Origin of the sequence: Labrys neptuniae, from assembly GCF_040797145.1 — a bacterium.
GTDB lineage: Bacteria > Pseudomonadota > Alphaproteobacteria > Rhizobiales > Labraceae > Labrys > Labrys neptuniae.
Map to the genome: position 1 here is coordinate 536,057 of NZ_JBFNQD010000002.1, position 22,167 is coordinate 558,223.

20 protein-coding genes are annotated in these 22,167 nt (G+C 67.1%); 11 read left to right on the forward strand and 9 right to left on the reverse strand.

Going from position 1 to position 22,167, the window contains the following annotated elements:
* Positions 1–16 precede the first annotated feature (16 nt).
* Positions 17–1,297, reverse strand: coding sequence for an ABC transporter substrate-binding protein (locus ABXS05_RS09760; RefSeq protein ID WP_437178640.1), 1,281 nt, complete (start codon positions 1,295–1,297; stop codon positions 17–19).
* A 192-nt stretch (positions 1,298–1,489) separates the two neighbouring features.
* Between ABXS05_RS09760 and ABXS05_RS09765 the strand changes: the two genes are divergently transcribed.
* From ABXS05_RS09765 to ABXS05_RS09775, 3 genes are all read left to right on the forward strand, one after another.
* A complete protein-coding gene (locus ABXS05_RS09765; RefSeq protein WP_367623750.1) occupies positions 1,490–2,425 on the forward strand; it encodes a helix-turn-helix domain-containing protein in 936 nt (311 codons plus the stop codon).
* Positions 2,426–2,579: 154 nt separating this feature from the next.
* Positions 2,580–3,866, forward strand: a complete 1,287-nt coding sequence (locus ABXS05_RS09770) for a multidrug effflux MFS transporter (RefSeq protein WP_068292901.1) — start codon at positions 2,580–2,582, stop codon at positions 3,864–3,866.
* Between the two features lie 53 nt (positions 3,867–3,919).
* Positions 3,920–4,885, forward strand: coding sequence for a tyrosine recombinase XerC (locus ABXS05_RS09775; protein WP_367623751.1), 966 nt, complete (start codon positions 3,920–3,922; stop codon positions 4,883–4,885).
* A 142-nt stretch (positions 4,886–5,027) separates the two neighbouring features.
* On the opposite strand, the gene ABXS05_RS09780 is transcribed toward ABXS05_RS09775, so the two are convergent.
* The 4 genes from ABXS05_RS09780 to ABXS05_RS09795 form a co-directional block, all read right to left on the reverse strand.
* A complete protein-coding gene (locus ABXS05_RS09780) occupies positions 5,028–5,378 on the reverse strand; it encodes a RidA family protein (protein ID WP_068292912.1) in 351 nt (116 codons plus the stop codon).
* Positions 5,379–5,404: 26 nt separating this feature from the next.
* Positions 5,405–6,400, reverse strand: coding sequence for an NAD(P)H-dependent glycerol-3-phosphate dehydrogenase (locus tag ABXS05_RS09785; RefSeq protein ID WP_367623752.1), 996 nt, complete (start codon positions 6,398–6,400; stop codon positions 5,405–5,407).
* A complete protein-coding gene (gene tsaD, locus ABXS05_RS09790) occupies positions 6,397–7,491 on the reverse strand; it encodes a tRNA (adenosine(37)-N6)-threonylcarbamoyltransferase complex transferase subunit TsaD (RefSeq protein ID WP_311938991.1) in 1,095 nt (364 codons plus the stop codon). The genes ABXS05_RS09785 and tsaD overlap by 4 nt, the downstream gene beginning before the upstream one ends.
* 202 nt (positions 7,492–7,693) lie before the next feature.
* Entirely contained in the window at positions 7,694–8,332 is a 639-nt protein-coding gene (locus ABXS05_RS09795; RefSeq protein ID WP_367623753.1) for an HD domain-containing protein, read from the reverse strand.
* A 126-nt stretch (positions 8,333–8,458) separates the two neighbouring features.
* Between ABXS05_RS09795 and ABXS05_RS09800 the strand changes: the two genes are divergently transcribed.
* Complete coding sequence (locus ABXS05_RS09800; RefSeq protein ID WP_367623754.1) at positions 8,459–9,436, forward strand: GlxA family transcriptional regulator; 978 nt, start codon at positions 8,459–8,461, stop codon at positions 9,434–9,436.
* Between the two features lie 117 nt (positions 9,437–9,553).
* Complete coding sequence (locus ABXS05_RS09805; RefSeq protein ID WP_311938996.1) at positions 9,554–10,540, forward strand: 3'-5' exonuclease; 987 nt, start codon at positions 9,554–9,556, stop codon at positions 10,538–10,540.
* Between the two features lie 41 nt (positions 10,541–10,581).
* Here ABXS05_RS09805 and galE read toward each other — a convergent pair whose 3' ends face one another.
* The 3 genes from galE to ABXS05_RS09820 all read right to left on the reverse strand — a co-directional run bounded on the left by galE (position 10,582) and on the right by ABXS05_RS09820 (position 14,043).
* A complete protein-coding gene (galE, locus tag ABXS05_RS09810) occupies positions 10,582–11,562 on the reverse strand; it encodes a UDP-glucose 4-epimerase GalE (protein WP_311938998.1) in 981 nt (326 codons plus the stop codon).
* Positions 11,563–11,866: 304 nt separating this feature from the next.
* Positions 11,867–12,997, reverse strand: coding sequence for a serine hydrolase domain-containing protein (locus ABXS05_RS09815; RefSeq protein WP_367623755.1), 1,131 nt, complete (start codon positions 12,995–12,997; stop codon positions 11,867–11,869).
* 101 nt (positions 12,998–13,098) lie between these two features.
* Complete coding sequence (locus ABXS05_RS09820) at positions 13,099–14,043, reverse strand: alpha/beta fold hydrolase (protein WP_367623756.1); 945 nt, start codon at positions 14,041–14,043, stop codon at positions 13,099–13,101.
* A 456-nt stretch (positions 14,044–14,499) separates the two neighbouring features.
* On the opposite strand from ABXS05_RS09820, the gene ABXS05_RS09825 reads away from it, so the two are divergent.
* The 3 genes from ABXS05_RS09825 (at position 14,500) to ABXS05_RS09835 (ending at position 16,590) form a co-directional block, all read left to right on the forward strand.
* The gene (locus ABXS05_RS09825) at positions 14,500–14,736 is read left to right on the forward strand and encodes a hypothetical protein (RefSeq protein WP_311939003.1); all 237 of its coding nucleotides are present in this window, start codon (positions 14,500–14,502) and stop codon (positions 14,734–14,736) included.
* Positions 14,737–14,898: 162 nt separating this feature from the next.
* Positions 14,899–15,822: a hydroxymethylbilane synthase gene (gene hemC / locus ABXS05_RS09830; protein WP_367623902.1), complete on the forward strand. Its 924-nt coding sequence runs from the start codon at positions 14,899–14,901 to the stop codon at positions 15,820–15,822.
* Between the two features lie 66 nt (positions 15,823–15,888).
* Entirely contained in the window at positions 15,889–16,590 is a 702-nt protein-coding gene (locus tag ABXS05_RS09835; RefSeq protein WP_367623757.1) for a uroporphyrinogen-III synthase, read from the forward strand.
* Positions 16,591–16,626: 36 nt separating this feature from the next.
* Here the strand turns inward: ABXS05_RS09835 and ABXS05_RS09840 are convergent, their stop codons facing one another.
* Positions 16,627–18,069: an amidohydrolase gene (locus tag ABXS05_RS09840; RefSeq protein ID WP_367623758.1), complete on the reverse strand. Its 1,443-nt coding sequence runs from the start codon at positions 18,067–18,069 to the stop codon at positions 16,627–16,629.
* Positions 18,070–18,397: 328 nt separating this feature from the next.
* Between ABXS05_RS09840 and ABXS05_RS09845 the strand changes: the two genes are divergently transcribed.
* The 3 genes from ABXS05_RS09845 to ABXS05_RS09855 all read left to right on the forward strand — a co-directional run bounded on the left by ABXS05_RS09845 (position 18,398) and on the right by ABXS05_RS09855 (position 22,161).
* Entirely contained in the window at positions 18,398–19,729 is a 1,332-nt protein-coding gene (locus tag ABXS05_RS09845; RefSeq protein WP_367623759.1) for a COG4223 family protein, read from the forward strand.
* A 7-nt stretch (positions 19,730–19,736) separates the two neighbouring features.
* Positions 19,737–21,416: a heme biosynthesis protein HemY gene (locus ABXS05_RS09850; RefSeq protein ID WP_367623760.1), complete on the forward strand. Its 1,680-nt coding sequence runs from the start codon at positions 19,737–19,739 to the stop codon at positions 21,414–21,416.
* A gap of 115 nt (positions 21,417–21,531) precedes the next feature.
* Positions 21,532–22,161, forward strand: coding sequence for a hypothetical protein (locus ABXS05_RS09855; RefSeq protein ID WP_367623761.1), 630 nt, complete (start codon positions 21,532–21,534; stop codon positions 22,159–22,161).
* Positions 22,162–22,167 lie beyond the last annotated feature (6 nt).

Sequence of the window (22,167 nt, forward strand, 5' to 3'; positions counted from 1 at the left end):
GTCGCGCCCTTCCCCGCTACTGCGCCACCGGCAGGCCCGAGGCTGACGAGATCTGGTTGGCGGCATCATCCAGCGCCGCCTTGGCATCGGGGTAGCCGCCGCCAAGGAACTTGGTCTGCACGGTCTTCAGCGCGGCCTCGGCATCGTTGAGGAAGGCGGTGCCGTGGGTGGACTTGATCTTGGGCAGGGTGGCAAGAATGTCGGTCCAGATCGCCTGGTTGCCCCAATAGGGCTGGCCCTGCTTCACATAGGGGTCCTCCAGCGCCGAATTCAGCGAGGGCACCAGGCCATAGGCCTTGAGCATGGTGACCTGGCCCTCATCGGTGGAGAGGGCGTATTTGACGAAGGCGAAGGCCGCTTCCTTGTTCTTCGAGCCGGCGGGGATCGCCAGCGACGAGCCGCCGATATTGGCGGCGCGCGGGCCGTCCGCCGTGAGGCTCGGCATGCGGTAGACTCCCCATTTGCCGGCAAGCTCGGGGGCGTTGGTGCGGATCGTGCCTTCGTACCAGCCGCCGAACATGATGGTGGCGACCTTGCCGGCCTTCAGGGCCTGGATCTTGTCGGACCAGCCGGCCGAGATGATGGTACCCGCGTCCTTGAGCTGCTTGAGCTTGTCGTAGACGGCGATGCAGGCGGGCGCATTGACCGTGACGGCGCTGGCGTCCGCGGCGAAGTAGTTGCAACCCTGCTCGTTGCCGACCATGCGGAACCATTCGGTAGTGCCGTCGCCGTCGAGATCGGTGGCGCTCATGGTCACGCCGGGATTGGCTGATGCCACCTTTTTGCCGGCAGCGATGAAATCATCCCAGGTCTTGATGCCGGCCGGATCGACGCCGGCCTTCTCGTAGAAGTCACGCCGGTAATACATCACCACCGGGCCCGAATCCCAGGGCATGGCATAGGCGGCCTCGCCCTTTTCGAGTTCCGCCCGCTTGAAATCGGCGAACTTGCCGGCGACCTCCGCCGTGTAACCGAGCGGCTTGAGATCGGCGAAGCAGTCGGGGAACTGGTTCCAATAACTCTCCGCCTTGTAGTTCTCGATCGAGACGACGTCGGGCAGGCCCGCTCCGCCGGCGGCGCAGCCGGCCTGGGTCTTGGAGAAGACCTGGGCGTTGCCGAGATCCTCCACCGTGACCTTCACATTGGGGAATTGCTTGTTGAAGCCTTCGATATTGGCCTTCAGCGAGGCGGCGGCGATGTCCCAGCTCCAGACCCGGATTTCTCCCGACTGGGCCGAGGCGGCAGTGGCGTGAAGGCCCGCGGCCAAGCAGAGTGCAGTGGATGCGATCCACCGCACTCTGCAAAGCGCTAAATATCCGCGGAATTGCCCGATTTTACGAACTGGTTCGCAAAGTCGGGCAATTCCGCTAGGTGCCAGCGCGGCGCAGCCGATCGTCTTGCGCATTCCATTCCTCCCCTTTTCATTTGCTCTTGTGTGGCGGGAAGCTACTTTAGGCAGGCAGCACGGTCTGTCTGCGATAAAGGGAAGATGGACTTGCCTGAAAGTAAGATGCAGGAACGCTCCTATTATCAGCCGACGGCCAACAGCGTCGAAAACCTGCCGACGGTGCTGCAGACCTTCCACAATACGCCGCGCGTCATGCTCTCGCCCCACTGGCACGCCCAGGTCGAGGTGAACTTCATCGTCCAGGGCTGGGTGCATTATCGCATGGCCGGCTACGAGCTCAGGCTGGCGGCGGGCGACATGGTGCTGTTCTGGGGCGGCCTGCCGCACCAGATGGACGATGCCTCCGACGATGCCATCTATGCCGGCGCGCATCTGCCGCTGGTGCATTTCTTCCGGCTGCGGCTGCCCGAAGAGGTGCCGGCCCGGCTGATGGCCGGCGCGACCCTGCTCATCCGCGAGACCGACTCGTCGGATGGCGCCAATTTCGCACGCTGGAACGGCTACACCCGCTCGGGCGACATGGTGCGTGCGCAGCACGCCGTGAGCGAATTGCTGCTGCGGCTGGAACGGGTGCGATTCGAGCCCTATGCCCTGTTGCCCAGCCTCGATGCCCATGCCGGCCAGGCCAGCGCCGCCGATCCGCAGGCCCTGCGCCATGTGCGCAACCTGTGCGACTTCATCGCCGACAATTTCCTCGACGACATCGACAGCGCCGACATCGCGGCGGCCGCCGACCTCCATCCCAAATATGCCATGAGCCTGTTCAAGAAATGCACGGGCATGACGCTGAACGACTATGTCAGCCTGCTGCGCCTGTCCTATGCGCAGGCGCGCCTGATCAGCGGCGACGGCAATATCCTGCGGGTGGCGATGGAGTCGGGCTTCGGTTCCCTCTCGGGCTTCAACAAGAGCTTCCGCAAGATCGCCGGCATGTCGCCCTCCGATTTCCGGCGCAGCGGACAGGGCGAGCGCCCCATACTCGCCCCGGTCGAACCGGGAACGGCGCCTCAGGCCTGACGTTTCCCATCAAAATTCGTCAATTCACTTGAAATATTTGCCCTCTGTGGCGAAAAAATCACCTTTTCGTCACGATTGATATGCTACAGATCCCTCATCTGAGCGCCGCTTTATTGCCCCGCCGGTTATAGATTTTCACATTTCCGAGTTTTCCATGCCCCGTCCCGTTGCCGGCGCGGCGCTGGAGCCTGCCGTGCGGCGGGAGCCCCAGCCGTCCTTCGCCGAGTTTGTTCTCGTGATTGCCCTGATGATGGGGCTCAGTTCCCTCTCCATCGACAATCTCCTGCCAGCCTTCTCCGCCGTGCGGTCGGAATTCGGCATTGCCGATGCCAACCGCATGCAGCTGATCATCACCGCCTATATGGCGGGCTTTGCCATCATGCAGCTGGCCTGGGGGCCGATCTCCGATTCGATCGGCCGCCGCAAGGTGCTGATGATCGGCCTGGGCATCTATACGGCCGGCACGCTCCTGGCGATCTTCGCCCCCAGCTATGAGGTGTTGCTGGCCGCCCGCGCCATTCAGGGCCTCGGCGCCGGCTCGGCGCGCGTGCTCTCCATTGCCATCGTGCGCGACCGCTACGAGGGCCGCGAAATGGCGCGGGTGATGTCGCTCACCTTGATGATCTTCATCATCGTGCCGGTGATCGCGCCGGCCACGGGCAGCGCCTTCCTGATGCTGGGCGACTGGCGCACCATCTTCATGAGCATGCTGGGCCTGGTGCTGGTGGTGGTGTTCTGGTTCGGCCTGCGCATGCCCGAGACGCTGCATCCCGAATATCGCCGGCCGCTGTCGCTGCCCGCCGTCGCCAGCGGCATGCGCCGGGTGGTGACCACACGCGCCTCCTTCGCCAACATGCTGGCGATGGGCCTGGCCATGGGCTGCCTGATGACCTATCTCGGCTCGTCCCAGCAGATCTTCGAGACCGACATCTACAAGCTCGGCCCGCTCTTCCCGCTGGCCTTCGCACTGATCGCCATCTGCATGGGCCTGGCTTCCTTCGCCAATTCCCGCCTGGTGAGGCGGCTCGGCATGCACCGGCTGTCGCGCTTCGGCATGGTCGGCTTCTGGCTGATGGCGATGCTGCTGCTCGGCCTCGCCGTGCTGTTCCAGGGCCGGCCGCCGCTGATCTATTTCGGCATCGTCATGGGTGTGGCGCATTTCCTGCTCAGCCTCACCATGCCGAATTTCAACGCGCTGGCGATGGAACCGGTGGGCGATATCGCCGGCACCGCTTCCTCCTTCATCGGCTGCGTCACCACGCTGATGGGCGCGGTGATCGGCGCGGTGATCGGCGAAGCCTATGACGGCACCATCTTCCCGCTCGCCTGTGGCTATCTCGGCCTCTCCAGCCTGTGCATGCTGGTGCTGGTGTGGTCGAGCGAACGCGAGGCGGCGGTTCCCGATCCGGCAGCGACCCCGGCGCTGGTGGCGGGGGAGTGAGCAGAGCGGGAGGTCCTAACCTCCTGCTCATCTTTTCCAGCCACACTGGCGGAATGAACGCTTCGCCGCCCATCCTCGTCGCCGCCGCCGACCTTGCTGCCGCCAAGGTGCAATGGCTGGCCTATCTTGCCGTCGAGCGGCGCATGAGCCCCAAGACGGTGGAGGCCTATGACCGCGACGTCACCACCTTCCTGCGCTTCCTGACCGGCCATTTCGGCGAGCCGCCGGGGCTCGACGACATCGCTTCCCTCGCTCCGCGCGACGTCAGGGCCTTCCTGGCCGCGCGCCGGGCCGATGGGCTGAAGCCGCGCTCGTTGATGCGGGCCCTGGCGGCGACGCGGGCCTTTGCCCGCTTCCTCGAGCGCCAGGGCCATGGCGCCAGTGCGGCGCTGTCGGCGGTGCGTGGGCCCAAACTGCCGCAAAGCCTGCCTAAGCCGCTGTCGCCCGAGGCCGCCCGCAAGGTGGCTTCCGCCGATGCCCGCCTGGGTGAGGCGCGCGAACCCTGGATCCTGGCCCGCGATGCCGCCGTGCTGGCGCTATGCTATGGGGCGGGCCTGCGCATTTCCGAAGCTCTTGGCCTGACGCGCAAGGATGCGCCGGTCAGCGGGCGCGACAGCCTCACCGTCATCGGCAAGGGCAACAAGATGCGCTCGGTGCCGGTGATCGCGCCGGTGGTGCAGGCTGTGGAGGATTATCTGAAAATACTGCCCTATCCGGGCGGCCCGGACGATCCGCTCTTCGTCGGCGCGCGGGGTGGCCCCCTGTCGCCCCGCATCATCCAATATGCCATGCAGCATCTCCGGGGGGCTTTGGGCCTGCCGGACAGCGCCACGCCGCATGCGCTACGCCATTCCTTCGCCACCCATCTGCTCGGGCGCGGCGGCGACCTGCGGTCCATCCAGGAACTGCTTGGCCATGCCAGCCTGTCGACCACGCAGATCTACACCAAGGTCGACGCCACCGAGTTGATGCGGGTCTACCAGTCGGCCCATCCTCGAGCAAAACGCGTTCAAGTGTGAACGCTTATTTGCTGTCGCTCTTTGTTTGGACACGTCTTTGCGATTCTTGGCGATTACGCCCGATCGCAAAACGCCATGGAGCGCGAAGTTGAGCTGCTCCGGGTGCACGGGCAGGATGTCCGTGCACCCGGGAATAGTCTGCTTATAGCGCTGCTTCGACCATGATCTCGACGTCGAGGCCGGGGCCGGCGAGCTTGGCTTCCACCGTGGCGCGGGCCGGGGCCTGGCCGGCGACCACCCAGGCGTCCCAGGCCTCGTTCATCTCGGCCCAGGTGCCGATATCGGTGAGCCAGATATTGGCCTTGATCACCTTGGTCTTGTCGGTACCGGCCTGCTTCAACGTCTCGTCGATCTGGGCTAGGATGTCGGCGGTCTGCTCCTTGACCGACTTGCCGACCGTGGTCTCGGCGACATAGCCGGACAGGTGGATCTTGTCGCCATGGATGACGGCATCGCTCATGCGGTTGCCGGCGCCGATACGCTTCAGGGTCATGTCAGTCTCCAGTTTGGTTGAACGGGTTACTCCGCGCGCGGAGGGCGCGACAGCAATTGCTTGATGGCCTGGTCGATGCTGGCCTTGCCGGCCACCAGGTCGGAGACGGCGGCGGCAATCGGCATGTCGACATGCCTCTTCCTTGCCATATCGGCCAGGATCGGGGCGGTCCAGACGCCCTCGGCCAGGCCGACATCGGCGATCGCCGTTTCCAGGCCGATGCCCTTGCCGAGTTCCTCGCCGAAGCGCCGGTTGCGCGAGCGCGAGGATGTGCCGGTGAGGATGAGGTCGCCGAGGCCGGACAGGCCCGCCAGCGTCTCCGGGCGGGCGCCGAAGGCGAGGCCGAAACGGGTGAGCTCTGCGAAACTGCGTGCAAGGAGAGCGGCCACCGTACTTTCGCCGAAGCCGCGCCCGGCGGCGATACCGGCCGCAATGGCGAGCACGTTCTTGGCCGCTCCGCCGATCTCGACGCCGCGCAGATCGTCTGTGTGGTAGAGCCGGAAGGTCGGGGAACCGATCAGCCGGGCAAGGCGCTCGCCGAGCGAACCGTCGGCGCAGGCCAGCGTCAGGGCAGTCGGATAGGCCTTGGCGATGTCGGCGGCAAAGCCCGGCCCGGAGAGTACGGCGGGAACGCAGGCCGGCAGGATCTCGGTGGCGATCTGCGAGACGAATTCGCCGCTCGTGCGCTCGATACCCTTGGCAGCCAGGATGAGCGGGGTATTGGCGGCAACCATGCCAGCCAGCCGCCCGCAGACGTCACGCAGGGCCTGGGTCGGAACTGCCAGGATCAGGGCATCGGCGCGCGCTGCTTCTGCGAGATCGGCGGTGGGATGGATGGCTTCGGGCAAGGCAAGGCCGTCGAGCCTTGGCAGCCGGCGCGCCCCCGCCAGTTCGGCCATGGCCGCGGCATCGCGCCCCCACAGGCTGACATCACGGCCGGCGCGTGCGGCAGCGCAAGCCAAGGCGGCGCCGAAAGCGCCGGCGCCGATCACGCCGATACTCTTCAATCCCGACGCACTCAAGCTTTGGCTCCCTTGCCGACACCGGCCTTGCCGAGGCCCTGCTTGCCCGCTCCCGGTGCGTTGGGGTCGAGCGGCCAGCGCGCCCGCGGGCTGACGTCGAGGCCGTCGGTGATGCCGGCGGAGAGGCGCTCCGCCCCCGCCCAGGCGATCATGGCGCCATTGTCGGTGCACAGGGCAGCCGGCGGCATGACGATGCGCAGGCCCGTCTCCGCGCCGAGGCGCTGCAGGCCGCGACGGATGGCGAGATTGGCGGCAACACCACCCGCGATCACCAGGGCGCTGGGGGATTGTCCCGCGGTGTCGCGGAATCGCCTCAGGCCGACGCGGGTGCGGTCGACCACCATGTCCACCACCGCCGCCTGGAAGGAGGCGCAGAGGTCCCTGATATCCTTGGCGGCGAGCGGCGCCAGCCTCTCGGCTTCGAGCCGGACCGCCGTCTTCAGGCCCGACAGCGAGAAATTCGGATCCGGCCGGCCCTGCAGCGGGCGCGGAAAGGCGAAGCGGGCGGCATCGCCGCTCATCGCCTGCGCCTCGACGGCGGGGCCGCCGGGATAGCCCAGGCCCAGCATCTTGGCGGTCTTGTCGAAGGCCTCGCCGATGGCGTCGTCAATGGTGGTGCCGAGCCGGACATAGTCGCCGAGGCCGCGCACGGCCAGGAGCTGGGTGTGCCCGCCGGAGGCGAGCAACAGGAGATAGGGGAAGGTAACCTGGTCGGTGAGGCGCGGCGTCAGCGCATGCGCCTCCAGATGGTTGACCGCGACCAGCGGCTTGCCGAGCGAGAGGGCGAGCGCCTTGGCGGTGGTGAGGCCGACGATCACGCCGCCGATCAGGCCCGGCCCCGCTGCGGCGGCGATGCCGTCGAGCTTGTCGAAGCGGACATTGGCCTCTTCAAGGGCCTGTTCGATGATGTGGTCGAGCACCTCGACATGGGCGCGCGCGGCGATCTCCGGCACCACGCCGCCATAGGCGGCATGCTCGGCGATCTGCGACAGCACGACATTGGACAGAATCTCGCCCTCGCCGTCCTGATTGCGTGCGACGATGGCGGCGGAAGTTTCGTCGCAGGTGGTTTCGATGCCGAGAACGAGCATGGGGCGGGCGGGTACCTAAGTGCTTTGCGATGTGATGGATCACCAGGAATCGCAAAGACGCGTTGCAAAGGAAAGCCACAGCAAAGATACGCTTACGCCGAAACGTGCCCTTGCTTTTGGAGCTGATGGTCCACCCTATAGCACGATCCGCCCGCCGGGATAGGGGCGAGGCCATGCCCGCCCAGCACGGGAGGCTCCCGTTTCAGCCGTGCCAATGCGAGCAGCGGATCACCGAGCAGAAATTGCCGCGCTCGAAATGCGGCTCCTTGTCGGCGATCACGTCCGCTTTGACATTGCCGAAGGTGGTCTGGGGCTTGTGCCGGATACCCTCGTAGAAGGCCTGGATGATGTCCTCCTTGAAATGCGACGTGCGCGGATGGGCATCGACCACGGCCTCGCGTTCGGCATCGCCATATTGATGATAGGTCAAGCCGAGAACGTCCATCTCGACGCCCGCCGTCACCAGGGCGACCACGGGATGCATGTGCTCGGGAATGCCGGGCGTGGTGTGCAGCGCGATCGCCGCCCAGACGAGGTCGATGTCGGCAGGCGTGATGCCGCGGCTCGCCAGGAAGTCGCGGGCGGCATTGGCGCCGTCGACCTCGAAGCGCTCGGTTGCGCTGCTATGGGCTGGCATCAGGCCGATGTCGTGGAACATGGCGCCGGCATAGAGGAGCTCGGGATCGAAATTGAGCCCGCGGCGCCTGCCGGCCAGCGCGCCGAAATAGAACACCCGGCTGGAATGGTGGAACAGGAGCGGGGTTTCGGTATCGCGGATGAAGGCGGTGATGTCGCGGCACAGGCGGCTGTCCGGGATTTCGATGCCTGAAATGGCGGTCATTTCGATGTCTCCAGTGGATTTCACTGGCGCAGAGCCTAGGCTCACCCTAGGTATGTCTTCAATTGATGTATTACGCCGATTTATGCCAAAACCGGTTGCAAGCGGACGCCGATGTCAGGAATGCTCATGTCTGGGAACGAGACCAAGACCATTGCGATACTGGCCCTGCAGGGCGTGCAGCTGCTCGACGTATCCGGGCCGATGGATGTGTTCGCCGAGGCCAATACGCAGGCCGGCCGGGAGGCCTATCGCCTCCTTGTCGCGTCCCGAAGCGAGGAGGCGATCCGCAGTTCCTCGGGCGCCCGCCTGCTGCCCGACATCGTGATCGGGGCGGATGGCGGCGAGCCCGTCGATACGCTTCTCGTTGCCGGCAGCCCCAACGCAGCGGTGACCGAACCCGATGCGGCCGTGCTCGCCTGGCTGAAGCGGGTGGCTGCCACGACGCGGCGCTATGGGTCGGTCTGCGCCGGAGCCTTCGTCTTGGCCGCTGCCGGGTTGCTGGCGGGCCGGCGGGTCGCTACCCATTGGGCCGTGGCGGATCGTCTGGCCCGGGCCTATCCCGACATTGCCGTGGACCCCGACGCCATCCACATCCGCGACGGGCGCCTGCGTACCGCGGCCGGCGTGACGGCCGGGCTCGACCTTGCCCTGGCGCTGGTTGAGGAGGATCTGGGACGGGACATCGCCATGCGCGTCGCCGCGCAACTGGTGATGTTCTTCAAGCGGCCCGGCGGCCAGATGCAGTTCAGCCGCCGCGAGGAAGCCCTTCCCGCCGGGCGCTCGGCCCTACAGGAGCTCCAACGCTGGGTGGTCGCCAATCCAGCCGAGCGGCACAGCGTCGCCAGCATGGCCAGGCGCCTCAATCTGAGCCCGCGTCATTTCGCCCGGCTCTTCGCCACGGAGGTCGGCGTGACGCCGGCGGGTTGGGTGGAGGCGGCTCGTATCTCCGTGGCCCGGCGCCTGCTCGAGACAGGTCAAAACCCGCCCAAACAGGTGGCGGCGGCTTGTGGGTTCGCCAATGCCGACGTGTTGCGTCGGGCCTTCATGCGGCATGTCGGTGTCACGCCTGCCGATTATCGCCGGCGCTTCACGCCGGAGGATTGACCGGCGCCATCGGCCTTGGCGGGGGAAAACGGCCGGCCGGGGTTTGCCTGGCTGCCGTCGGAAACGCTAAACGTTTCACCACTGCCGGATCATTGAGTCGGCGAGAAAGGGGGAAGCATGGGCGAACAATTCGACATGTTTCGGACCGAGGCGCTGCCGGAGAGGCGCCCACCGGCCACCCGGGCCAAGCGTGCCCTTCCCGCACCGGCCCGCCAGCACGAGGCGCTCGACGAGGCTGCCCTGGTCAGCATGCTCGAAGCAACCGGCCGCTACCGCATCCTGCGCAAGCTGGAGCCGCGCCCCGTCATCCCACGGGACAGGAGCCGGTTTTCGCGCCTGGCGGTCGTCGTCGATACCGAGACCACCGGTCTCGACCATGAGAAGAACGAGATCATCGAGCTCGGCATGGTGGCGGTCACCTATGATCCGGCCGGCCAGGTCGGCGACGTCGTGGGCGTCTTCAATGCCCTACGCCAGCCCGGGGAACCGATCCCGCCCGAGATCACCAGGCTGACCGGCATCACCGACGCCATGGTGGCCGGCAAGCATATCTCGCCGGCCGAAGTCGAGGCCTTCATCGAGCCCGCGGACCTGGTCATTGCGCATAATGCGCGGTTCGATCGCCCCTTCTGCGAGCGCTTCGCGCCGGGATTCGCACCCAAGCCCTGGGCCTGCTCGAATGTGGAGATCGCCTGGTCCGACCGTGGCTTCGAGGGTACCAAGCTCGGCTATCTCCTGGGACAATCGGGCTATTTCCACAACGGGCATCGCGCGGTCGACGATTGCCATGCGCTGCTGGAGGTGCTTGTCCGGCCGAGCGGGCCGGGCAAGACCGCGCCTTTCGCCGAACTTTTGAAGGCCTCGGAACGCGCCCGGATCAGGATCTCGGCGACCAACAGTCCCTTCGACATGAAGGATCGGCTCAAGGCGCGTGGCTATCGCTGGAACGACGGCAGCAATGGCCAGCCCAAGAGCTGGTGGACCGAAGTCGGGGAAGAGGACGCGGAGGCGGAGCTGAAATTCCTCCGCGCCGAGATCTATCAATGGCCGGAGGCCCGGCCCCTGACGCAGCGCCTGGCCGCGACGGATCGGTTCAAGGCGTAGCCGGGTGGGCTTGCTCCTCCGGCCGCCTGTCTTCGGAGCGTTCAGGCCGCCAGATTGTGCCGGAACCAGGAAACCGCGCTGCCCACGATGGTATCGATCCCGCGGTGCTGGGGATGCCAGCCCAGCAATTCGGCGGCCTTGGTGGCGGCAGCGTAGAGACTGGCGGGATCGCCGGGCCGCCGCGGCTGGAAGCGGATGTCGAGCTTGCGGCCGGTGCAGCGCTGCACCGCCTCGAGGATCTCGATCACCGAGGTGCCGATGCCGGTGCCGAGATTGAAGGCCGAGCTTTCGCCGCCGGCCTTGAGATAGTCGATCGCCCGCACATGAGCGTCGGCGATGTCGGCGACATGCACATAGTCTCGGACGGCCGAACCGTCGGGCGTGGGATAGTCCCGGCCCAGCACGTTGAAGATGGGCCGATGGCTGAGGGCGGCCTGGATGGCGAGCGGGATGACATGGGTTTCCGGCTCATGGCGCTCGCCCAGCTCGCCATCAAGATCGGCCCCGGCGGCGTTGAAATAGCGCATCGCCGCCCATTTCAAGCCATAGGCGGTGCCGTAGTCGGCCAGGGCATGCTCGACCGCCAGCTTGGTCGCGCCATAGGGGCTGATCGGGTTGCGCGGGGCGTTCTCCAGGATCGGCAGGCAGGTGGGAACGCCATAGGTCGCGCAGGTCGAGGACAGGATGAAGGTCTCGATCTCGTTCTGGCGCACGGCCTCAAGCAGGGTCAGCGAGCCCACGACATTGTTGGAATAGTATTTGGCGGGATCGGCGACCGATTCGCCCACCGTGGAGCTGGCCGCAAAATGCATCACCGCTTCGGGCTTGTAGTGGGTGATCACCTTGTTGAGAAAGGCGCTGTTGCGGATGTCGCCGACTTCCAGCGGGCCCCATTTGACCGCATCGGCATGGCCCAGGGAGAGATTGTCGACGACGACGGGGTCGTAACCCGCCAGGGCCAGGGCCTTGCAGGCGTGGCTGCCGATATAGCCGGCGCCACCCGTTACCAGAACACGAGTCATGTTGGTTCCCATACTTGCAGGGCTCAATCGGCCCGGTCCCGCGTATCGGGACTTCTCACTGCGATTGGCCTGTCAGGTGCGTCACTGCTGTTAACCAAGATGTACCCCCAGATCGCCGGCCCGGCTAGCTGGGAATGAGCGGTATCGCCGCACCGAAAGGATAAGGGGCTGCCCGCCCGTCCCCCCTCCCAAAAGATTGAGCCACCCGCTCATTTCGACGGCGGCGATGGGACCGACCTCCCACCGGGCAGGAAGGCCAGCCGTGCCGGCGAGGCGTGGTGGAACGCCAGGCCGCAGGATGCTTCTAGCCGTAAACCGCGGCACGGAGGGCCTCGGGATAGGCACCGCCGACACCGGCGACCGCCGTGTTGGTGAACATCACCACCGAAAGCCTGCGCGCGGGATCCACGAACCAGCTGTGACCATAGACGCCGCCCCATTGCCAGCATCCGGGCGAGCCGGGCAGGCCGGCAATGGCGGGATCGCGCAGAATCGACCAGCCGAGGCTGAAGCCGCAGCCAGGGTCCTCGATGTCGAGATCGGCGACCGCATCCTCGCTCAGGAGGCGCTGGCTCTCCGGCGAGAGGATCGGTGCCCCGCCGCCGCGGACCGCTTCGAGAAAGGTGAGGAAGTCGCCGGCCGTGCCCACCATGCCGGCGCCGCCGGAGGGGAAGGCCGTGGGGTCGAAAGCCCGCTGCGGCGCGAAGGTGAGCCACCAGCCATTGTGGCATACACGCTGGATCTCGCCCATGCGCACGGGCCGGGGCTCGCCATCGGCATAGGCGGTCGCCAGGCGATGGGGCTTGCCGGCCACGAATTCGGTGTCGGCCATGCCGAGCGGCCCGGTGACGCGTTCGGCGACGATCTCGGGCAGGCTCCTGCTGGTAGCCTTCTCCATCAGCCCGCCCAGCACGTCGATCGCCATCGAGTAGCGCCAGGCGCTGCCGGGTGCGAAGGCTAGCGGTTGCGCGGCGATCTTTTCGAGATTCTCCGCCATGCCGCGGCCGGGCCGGTCGAGACCGCTGGAGATGTCGGCGGCGTCATCGTAGTCATAGCGCAGGCCGGCCGTGTGGCTGAGGAGATGGCGCACGGTGATCACCGGCTCGCTGCCGTCGGCGAGCTTGGGTCGGAAAGCCGGAAGATGGCGGGTCACAGGGTCATCGAGCCGGAGCTGCCCGGCCTCGACCAGCGCCAGGGCGGCAGCGGCCACCATCGGCTTGGTCACCGAGGCGAGGCGGAAGATGGTGTCCTCGGCCACCGGCACGCCGGCTTCGCGGTCGGCATGGCCAGCGGCGCGGCGGTAGACGATCTCGCCCGCCTCGGCCACCAGCACCACGGTGCCGACGATGCGCTCCTCGGCGATGGCGGCGTCGATCACGGCATCGAGGCGCTCCGTACGGGCTTGGTCGAGGGTGGGGGAAGGTTGGCCGTGCATGAGGGAAGCTCCGAAGCGGGATAGTGCCGGACAATCGGCAACAATCCCGCTTCGTACAAGTCCTTTCCGGAGGGCGCTCCGCGGCGGTCACTCCGCGGCGGTCACTTGCCGGCCTGGTCGCTCCAATTGGCGTTCTCACTCCTGCCGTCGAGGAAGGGCAGGGCGGCTGCCGTGAGCTGCGGCGACAGGAAGATATCGTAGTGGGTCAGGCCCGGCAGGATGGCGAGGCGGTTCTTGGCCATGTGCTCGCGCTGCCAGCCGGCATCACGCAGGCCACCGCCGAGCAGCTGGTAGAATTTGACCACATGCTCGGGACGATACATGTCGCTGTCGCCGAAGATCAGCATCACCGGCATGGTCAGCTTCGGCACGTCGGACGACCAGTCATAGGGCTTGCGCATCAGCGTGCCCATGGCGTCGAGCAGGCGCGGGAATTCGGCCGGATCGGGCGCGACCTTGACATAGGACTGGTACATCGGCGTGGCCTTCATCATCTCGGCCATGCCGGCGCCGACCTGGGCCTGCATCGGCGGCATTTCGGGATAGAAGCCGTCCTGGGCAAAGCCCGCGGAGACCAGCACCAGCCGGCGCACCTTGTCGGGATGCTGGACGGCGAGCTGGAAGGCGACGCCGCCGCCCATGGAATAGCCGAAGACGTCGACCTGGCCGTAGCCGAGCTTGGCGAGGATCTGGCCCATGTCGTCGCCTATGGCCTTGAGGTCTATCGGGCGCGTGCCGAGCGGCGTGCGACCATGGCCCTGGAGATCGACGGCGATGATCTGGCGGTGGGCTGTGAACACCGGCATGACGGGCTGGAACATGTCGATCGAGCCGAGGCCGCCATGCAGCAGGAGGAGCGGTTCGCCGCTGCCCCGTATCTCGTAGTAATAATTCACTCCGCCGGCCTCGACATGGCCGCTCTTGGCCGGGGCCTGGTCGTTCGTCGCTGCCTGCGCAGCCGTTGCGGCGCCTGCGGTGGCGGCCAGGCTGCCGGCGCCGATCACCAGGGCGGCCAGCAGGGATTTGAGGATGGAGGCTTTCGGCATGGTTCGTCACTCCTGTCTCGACGGGTGGGGTCGATGGTTCCGATTTCGCCGCGCGAGCCGTTCTTCGCTCGCGGGGTGTCGGGCAGAGGACGCCGGCAGGTGGGCCTGGCCGACATTGGACGAGCGATTTTTTTGCGTCGCGCAGCCGGCCGGCTGGAGCGGAATGCGGGGGGGTGAGTCGATTTGCAAAGGACTGTGGCGATTTTGCTCTATCGAAGGAACGACAAGCGGTGTTATAAATCCGTACAAGATGCTAACTGTATGGCTCTGTTGAATTTTTTGTTTCCGATCCGGTTAAGTGAAATAGCCGGCTCGAAGCAAGGCGAGCGGCTTGGTCAAGACCAAAATTCGTGTGATGCAGGCCGCCGACGCAGGCCGGTGTTTCACGTTGATCTCACGCCGAACGCAGACAGTGCCGCGGGAACGTGCCTGGGCCGGGGAACAAGGTAGGTCGACATGATGGATGATATCGATGACCTCGAGGGCAAGAGCGGAGCGATCGAAGCACCGGTGCTGACCAGCCTGCTGCGCCTCGCCTCGCCCCCCAGCGGTCGTTTCGTGCTCGCCGAGTTTCATTTCGATGGGGACGCCGTCTTGAAGGTGCCTCTCTCGCCCGAGGCCGCCGAGGCCCTGCACACCGCCCTCGGCCTCTGGCTCGCCACCACCGGGGCACCCCCGCCGGTGCGTCACTAGCACAGACCCTATTCAGCCTCTTGCGGACTTCGGCGCGCCGACCGATGTCCAGGGCATATCGGCTACCGTCAGGCGGGCATTGTGATCTTCTTCCGTGAGGTCGCCTTTGACTCCCCCAACCTCCGGCGCTAAGCAGCCGCGAGCTTTTTGGGAAAAATATCGATCGTGTCCATTCTGTTGCGCCTCGGCACGCGAGGCAGTCCGCTTGCATTGGCGCAGGCCCGGCAGACGCAGGCCCTGCTGGCCGGTCTCCTGGCGATCGCGCGCGAGCGTATCGAGATCCGGGTGATCAAGACCTCCGGCGACATGATCCGTGACCGGCCGCTGTCGGATGTGGGCGGCAAGGGGCTGTTCACCAAGGAGATCGAGCGGGCGCTGGAAGACGGCGATATCGATATCGGCGTGCATTCATGCAAGGACATGCCGACCGTGCTGCCTGACGGCCTCATGCTGGCGGGTTTCCTGGAGCGCGAGGATGTTCGCGATGCGCTGATCGCGCCTGGCATTGCCTCCTTCGCCGAGCTGCCGCAGGGCGCCGTGGTCGGCACGGCGGCGTTGCGGCGCCAGGCCCAGGTCAAGCATCTCAGGCCCGATCTCCAGACCGTTTTGTTCCGCGGCAATGTCGAGACGCGCCTGCGCAAGCTTGCCGAGGGGCAGGCCGATGCCACGCTGCTGGCCGTTGCCGGCCTGAAGCGGCTCGGCCTCATCGCCCATGCCAGCGCCATCCTGTCCGAAGAGGATTTCCTGCCGGCCGTCGGCCAGGGCGCCATCTGCCTGGAAACCCGGGCCGATGATGGCGAGACCAACGGCCATGTCGCCGGCATCGATCATCGCGACACCCATCTCGCCGTGAGGCTGGAGCGCGCCTTCCTCGCCGTGCTGGACGGGTCCTGCCGCACGCCGATCGCCGGCCACGCGGTGGTGGAGGGGGATGCCATCCGCTTCCGCGGCCTCATCCTCAAGCCGGACGGCAGCCAGGTGCACGAGGCCCGGCGCAGCGGTAGCGTCGCCGATGCGGAGGCGCTCGGACGCTCGGCCGGCGAGGAGCTGCGCGCATTGGGCGGCGAAGGATTCTTTGCCGGCTGATTGCCGAAATGGCCCCCCTTGCCGCGCAGACCGCGCGACCGGCGGCTTTTCGGCGGAGGGATGATCATGGCGCGCATACTCGTCACCCGGCCGATCGAGGAGGCAAGGCAGACGGCGCAGGCCCTTGCGCTTCTGGGCCATGAGCCGGTGATCGAGCCGATGCTGGAGATCGTGTTCGGCGGCGATGCCTTGCCGGCGGAGCGATTCGATGCCCTCATCGTCACCAGCGGCAATGCCCTGGCAGCCCTTTACGAGAGGCCGGAGTTCCATGGGCTGACCGCAACGCCGCTGATCGCGGTGGGGCGTCGCACCGGGGCCGTCGCCCGCGCCATGGGCTTTGAGGATGTCGAGACCTTCGGGCGCGACGTCGCCAGCCTGATCTCCCATGTCCGGCAGGCCTGGCGTGAACCGCATCGGGCTCTCTATCTGGCCGGGGCCGACCGCACTGGCGATCTCGTCGGGGCGTTGGGGGGAATGGGGCACCGCATCGACCTTGCCGTCGTCTACACCGCGCACCAGGCGGCGCGATTCCGGCCCGAGATCGCGGCCGCGCTGGCTCAGGGCAAGCTCGATGGCGTGCTGCATTATTCCGCGCGCACGGCGGAGGCCTTCATCGCCTGCGCCGGTGGCCCCGAGGCTGTGGCGCGCCTGCCGGTGCGGCATCTGTGTCTGTCGCGCAAGGTGGCCGAAGTGATATCGGCCACCGGTGCCGCCGGGGTCGTCTTTCCGGCGCGTCCGGAGGAGGATGCGCTGCTGGCGTTGATCTGAGCGCTTCCCAGGCTCGCGCGCTGGAGTAAGCTGCGATCAGCGGCCCTGGCTCGAATGGAGGTGCTCGGGCAGGATTTCCGGCGGAATCGGGCTTTCGAAGGGCCGGCCACCGGTGCGCCGCTTGAGTTCCGCCTTCGCCCTGGCGATCAGGTCCGGCTTGCTCAGGCAGTCGGCCGCCGTGCTGGCAAGCGCCTTCGCGGCCGCGACCATGCCCTTGTGGGCTGCCGGTTCCAGGCCCTGCGTCACCAATTGCCAGCTGTGGAACGGGGTGCCGATCGCAAAGCAGGCGGTGTGGCACTGTACCGTCGGCGCAATCCAGCTGACATCGCCGACATCCGTGCTGCCCATCTGCACGCTGGCATGCCTGGCCAGGGGCAGGATGCCTTCGTGCAGGCTGTGGGCGGCCAGGGTGGGATCATGCGAGGCCACGCTGGCCGCGATGTCCTCGTCCGACAGGCTGGCCCGGCGCAGCCGGTCGGCGAAATCGCGGTCGTCGCCGTCGAAAGTCGGGGCGCCGATGCGGACCATATTGTCGTGCATGGCTTCGAGCAGGGTCTCGTTGGGCACCAGATTGAGCCCGGCATCGGTCACCTGGTAACGGACTTGCGTCTCGGTCATCAGAGCGGCGCCCTCGGCCGCCTTCCTGACCCGTTCGAACAGGCGCTTGGTCTCCGCGATATCGGGCGAGCGCACCAGGTAGAGCACCTCGGCATTGGCCTGTACGACATTGGGCGCGATGCCGCCGCTATTGGTGACGGCGTAGTGGATGCGTGCCTCTGCCGGCATATGTTCGCGCATATAATTGACGGCGATGTTCATCAGCTCCACTGCGTCCAGCGCCGAGCGGCCGAGATGCGGGCTGGCCGCCGCATGCGAGGCGCGGCCGGCGAAGCGGAAATAGCATTGGACGAAGGCGAGGCTGGAAGCGGCTACCACCTCGTTGACGACGTTCGGGTGCCAGCAGAAGGCGACGTCGACATCGTCGAACACGCCGGCTCGCGCCATGAAGCTCTTGCCCGAGCCGCTCTCCTCGGCAGGGCAGCCATAATAGCGCACGCGGCCCTCGATGCCTGCCGCGGCCAGCGCATCCTTCAAGGCCACCGCGGCCAAAGCGGCGCCGGCACCAAGGAGGTTGTGGCCGCAGCCATGGCCGGGACCGCCGCGCTGCAGCGGTTCGGCTTTCTCGACGCCGCTGGCCTGGGACAGATCTGGCAGGGCGTCATACTCGCCCAGAAAGGCCAGCACCGGGCCGCCCTCGCCATATTCGGCCATGAAGGCGGTCTCGATGCAGCCTGCCTTGCGTGTGATGCGGAAGCCCTCTGCCGCCAGGGCCGCGACATGCTCCTCGCAGGATCGATGCTCCTCGAAAGCAAGCTCGGGCATATGCCAGATGCGGTCGCTCAAGGCGCAGAAGGATTGCGCCTTGGCGTCGACACGCTCGATGATGTGCTGGAGCGTCAGACGGTCATTCTGCGTCATCTCTGCGCTTCTTCCCTGTCGTGGCGGTTGAGCCGCCAATTGTCTTCGATGGCCGCGATTCCGGCGGCCACAGGCTAGAGGCTGTCATGGGCCGTGGATAGGGTTTTGACATGAGCGATTTTGGTCGAGGAGAAGGCGTTTCGCGTCCGCTCCCTACGCCGGTCGCTGTCCAGCGCACTTCGGTTCGGGCAAATTGGCTTGTCGGGTTTTCATGCTATAGGCTGGGCCTGTTGGGGGTCTCCATGGGGGTCGCATGGCACGGGAAGACAGCACGCAAGGCAGGCCAAAAAAGCAGAAAAGCGCAGGTCTCGGTCCCGCGACGTTGGATTTGAACGCCACGGAAGTCGTCGAATCGCCCGCAGCGTCGACAGCGCCGCCGACTGAGGCCGCTGGCGAGGAAACATCCGCCTCCAGTCCCGAATCCGCCGCCGAGACACAGTCTGCCGCCGGCGAGGCTGCGAAGACCGAGGACACCGGTCCTGGCGCCGCGGCAGAGGCCGGGGAGGCGGCGGGTTCGACCATCTGGACGCGGCCGTCGGGCGATGGCGAACAGGCCAGCGGCGATACGCCGCGCACCGAGACGGTCGCCGAACCGGAGGCGGCCGCTCCTCCGCCCCGCTCCGATCCCGAATTCACGCCTCCGCCTCCTTCCCCGCCGCCCCGGTCGGGCTTGTCGACCCTCGCTGCGGCGCTGGCCGGCGGCATCGCCGGTGGCGTGCTGGTGCTGCTGGCTGGCGCCCTTGGCCTCGTCCCGCTCGGCAAGGGCGGCGGCGATGACGGGCTGGCTTCCCGGCTCGCGATAGCCGAGCAGGAAGCCGCCGGCGCCAAGAAGACCGCGGATGGGGTCCTCGACCGTCTCGCTGCCCTCGAAACCGGCGTCAAGACGACTCAGGAAGCGGCGAACAATGCCCTCTCTCTCGCAGGTGAGGCTCAGAAGGCTGCGAGCGCCGCCGGCTCGTCGACACCGGCAGCTCCCTCGCCCGGTCCCGACATTTCCGGCCTGACCGAGCGCCTCGCCAAGGCCGAAGGCGAGATTGCCACGCTCGGCGACGGCCTGCGCCAGGTCGGCACGGCGGCCAACGGCCTCTCGCAGGAAGTCGCGCAGGTCAAGCAGACGGTGAGCGCGACGCCGGACAAGGCGGCCGCCTATGCCGTCGCGCTCGGCCAGCTCAGCGAGGCCATCCGCAGCGGCAAGCCCTTCGCCAATGAATTGCAGACGGCCAGCGGTCTCGGCGGCGATGCCGGAGCCCTGGCGCCGCTGGCAAGCCTCGCCGCGGCGGGCGTGCCGTCGGTCGAGGCCCTGGCTACCAGCTATGACGCGCTGAAGCCGCAGATCGAGGCCGCGCTCACGCCCAAGCCCGAACCGCTGTCGCCCGATGCCGGCGTGATGGACCGTATCACCGCCAGCCTCGGCAACATCGTCACGGTCACGCGCGAAGGCGAAGGCGGCGATGGCGATCCGGCCGCCTCGGCCGAAAAGGTCTCGAAGGCCCTGCACAAGGGTGACCTGCCGGCGGCCATCACCGCCTTCAAGGCGATGCCGGAGGCAGGCCAGCAGGCCGGCGCCGCCTGGCTCACCCAGGCCACGGGAGCCGCCGAAGCCCTGGCCTTGATCAAGGCGCAGACCGGCGCCGCCCTGCAGAAATTCTCTCAACCGTGAGGCGTCGATGATCCGGGCTCTCGTTACCGTTCTCGTTCTCGCTCTCGCGGCCTACGGGCTCTATCTGCTGGCCGGCCGGCCGGGCGATGTCGCCCTGACCGTCGGGCTGACAACCTATAAGGTGAAGCTGGTCTGGGCCGCCGTCGCCGTGCTGGTGCTGGTCGGCGTCCTGATGGCCGTTATCGGTTTCCTGCGCTGGCTTCTGCGTTCGCCTGCCAATGTCGCCGGCTTTTTCCGCACCCGCCGCCGTTCCAAGGGCTTCAATGCCGTGACGCAGGGCATGATCGCCGTTGGTTCCGGCGATGTCCGCCGCGCCCAGCGCCAGGCCTCCGATGCCGAGCGTATCCTCGGCTCCGAGCCGCTGGCCCTGCTCCTGCGGGCGCAGGCCTCGCAGCTTTCGGGCGATCGCGCCGGCGCCGAGGCCGCCTTCCGGGCCATGCTCTCCGAGGCCGAGACCAAGCCGCTCGGCCTGCGCGGCCTGTTCGTCGAGGCCCGGCGCCGCGGCGATGCCCATGCCGCCCGCCAGCTCGCCGCCGAAGCGGTGAAGACCTCGCCGACCCTGCCCTGGGCCGGCACGGCCCTGCTCGAATTCCAGTCGATCGAGAAGGACTGGAGCGGCGCGCTCTCGACCCTGGCCCGCAACGCCAATCATCGCCTGGTCGACAAGGAGACGGCCAAGCGCCACCGCGCCGTGCTGCTCACCGCCCAGGCGATCGAGCAGGCCGAGCGCGACCGCGCCGGCGCCAAGGCCAGCGTGATCGAGGCCCTCAAGCTTGCCCCGGGCCTGGTGCCCGCCGCCGTGCTGGCAGCCAAGCTGCTTTCGGAGGGCAACGATATCCGCAAGGCTTCCAAGGTACTGGAGACGGCCTGGCGCCTGCAGCCCCATCCGGACATCGCCGAAGCCTACACCAATGTCCGGCTCGGCGATTCCGCCCGTGATCGCTATGCCCGCGTCCAGACCCTCGCCGCCCAGATGGCCGGCAATCCGGAGGCCGCGATCGCGTTGGCCCGGGCCGCCCTTTCCGCCCGCGATTTTGCGGTTGCCCGCTCGGCGCTGTCGCCGCTCCTGGCATCGGGCGCCACCGAGCGCGTCTGCCTGTTGATGGCCGATATCGAGGAGGCCGAGCACGGCGCCACCGGCAAGGTGCGCGAATGGCTGTCGCGTGCCGTACGCGCGCCGCGCGATCCGGTCTGGACCGCCGACGGCATGGTCTCCGATGTCTGGCTGCCGGTCTCGCCCGTCACCGGCCGGATCGATGCCTTCGAGTGGAAGACGCCGGTCGAGCGCCTCGGCGCGCCGGTGGTCTCCTATGCCGACGACGTCCTGGCCGATGTCGACGAACCCGAGCAGCCCAAGCTGGTCGAAGCACGCGCCAAGCCGGTCGAGCCGCCGCCACCAGTGGTGGAGAAGCTGGTGGAACCGGTCGCCGCTGTGCCGCCGGCACCCGTCGAGCCCGCCAAGGTCGAACCGGCGAAGGTCGAGCCTGCCAAGATCGAGCATTCTAAGATCGAGCCTGCCAAGATCGAAGTCCTGGCGCCCGAGCCCGCCAAGCCCGAGCCGCTGAAGCCGCCGCCGCGCCGTCCGCCGCCGCCCATGCCGGTGGTGCCGTCCCATCCGGTGCCGGATGATCCCGGCACGGGGGAGGAAGAGCCGAGCCGGGTGGTGCGTTTCCCGATCAACGGCTGATAGCGGGGACTATCGGCACCGTCGGAATCGGGCATCGCAATGCGCGGGCGCACGGACAGCGCGCCCGCAATGTCGTAGAGTTTTCCCTGCTGCGCATCGTCGTCCGGAGGGCCGCATGAGACGTCATTTCCCGATGCGTGTTCTGTTGGCACCGGTTGCCCTCGCCTTGATGGCAGGTGCGGCATCTCCTGCCCTGGCGGCAGGCTCGGCCCCCGACGAGGCCTTCCAGCGCCAGGTCTTCGGCCGCGTCATCGGCAAGGACAGGATCCATGCCTGCTACAGGCGGGCCTATGACGCGGCGCATCTGGGCAGCCACCCACAGCAGAATGTGCGCACCATGACGCTGCTGGTCACGGGTTCGGCGGAAGAGGGGGGCGATCCCGGTTATACGCTCGGGCTGGGCGTCACCTTCCGCAAGGCCGGCACGCATTTCGAGACGTTCGGGGGCTGTGGCGCGATCGGCTCCGCCACCTCGCCGACGGCCAAGGCGAATGTGGCCCATTGCAGTGTCGATTGCGACGGCGGCGCCATTGACGTGCGGCTCAAGAACGACAAATCCGTCCTGGTCGCCATTCCCGATGGCGCGCGCATCTGGAAGGCCGGCAGCGACAGCGAGGACAGCGATGAACGCAAGCGCTTCGGAGCGGACGACAAGCTGTTCCGGCTCGACCGCACCGCGCTGACCGATTGCCTGTCCCTGGTCGGTGACGAAGACGAGAAGGCGATGTTGCGCCGGGGCCAATGAGCCGCT

Coding starts and splice junctions, on each gene's coding strand:
- ABXS05_RS09765 (WP_367623750.1), top strand. CDS start 1,490: ATGGACTTGCCTGAAAGTAAGATGCAGGAACGCTCCTATTATCAGCCG.
- ABXS05_RS09770 (WP_068292901.1), top strand. CDS start 2,580: ATGCCCCGTCCCGTTGCCGGCGCGGCGCTGGAGCCTGCCGTGCGGCGG.
- ABXS05_RS09775 (WP_367623751.1), top strand. CDS start 3,920: ATGAACGCTTCGCCGCCCATCCTCGTCGCCGCCGCCGACCTTGCTGCC.
- ABXS05_RS09780 (WP_068292912.1), bottom strand. CDS start 5,378: ATGACCCTGAAGCGTATCGGCGCCGGCAACCGCATGAGCGATGCCGTC.
- tsaD (WP_311938991.1), bottom strand. CDS start 7,491: ATGCTCGTTCTCGGCATCGAAACCACCTGCGACGAAACTTCCGCCGCC.
- ABXS05_RS09795 (WP_367623753.1), bottom strand. CDS start 8,332: ATGACCGCCATTTCAGGCATCGAAATCCCGGACAGCCGCCTGTGCCGC.
- ABXS05_RS09800 (WP_367623754.1), top strand. CDS start 8,459: ATGTCTGGGAACGAGACCAAGACCATTGCGATACTGGCCCTGCAGGGC.
- ABXS05_RS09805 (WP_311938996.1), top strand. CDS start 9,554: ATGGGCGAACAATTCGACATGTTTCGGACCGAGGCGCTGCCGGAGAGG.
- galE (WP_311938998.1), bottom strand. CDS start 11,562: ATGACTCGTGTTCTGGTAACGGGTGGCGCCGGCTATATCGGCAGCCAC.
- ABXS05_RS09815 (WP_367623755.1), bottom strand. CDS start 12,997: ATGCACGGCCAACCTTCCCCCACCCTCGACCAAGCCCGTACGGAGCGC.
- ABXS05_RS09820 (WP_367623756.1), bottom strand. CDS start 14,043: ATGCCGAAAGCCTCCATCCTCAAATCCCTGCTGGCCGCCCTGGTGATC.
- ABXS05_RS09825 (WP_311939003.1), top strand. CDS start 14,500: ATGATGGATGATATCGATGACCTCGAGGGCAAGAGCGGAGCGATCGAA.
- ABXS05_RS09835 (WP_367623757.1), top strand. CDS start 15,889: ATGGCGCGCATACTCGTCACCCGGCCGATCGAGGAGGCAAGGCAGACG.
- ABXS05_RS09840 (WP_367623758.1), bottom strand. CDS start 18,069: ATGACGCAGAATGACCGTCTGACGCTCCAGCACATCATCGAGCGTGTC.
- ABXS05_RS09850 (WP_367623760.1), top strand. CDS start 19,737: ATGATCCGGGCTCTCGTTACCGTTCTCGTTCTCGCTCTCGCGGCCTAC.
- ABXS05_RS09855 (WP_367623761.1), top strand. CDS start 21,532: ATGAGACGTCATTTCCCGATGCGTGTTCTGTTGGCACCGGTTGCCCTC.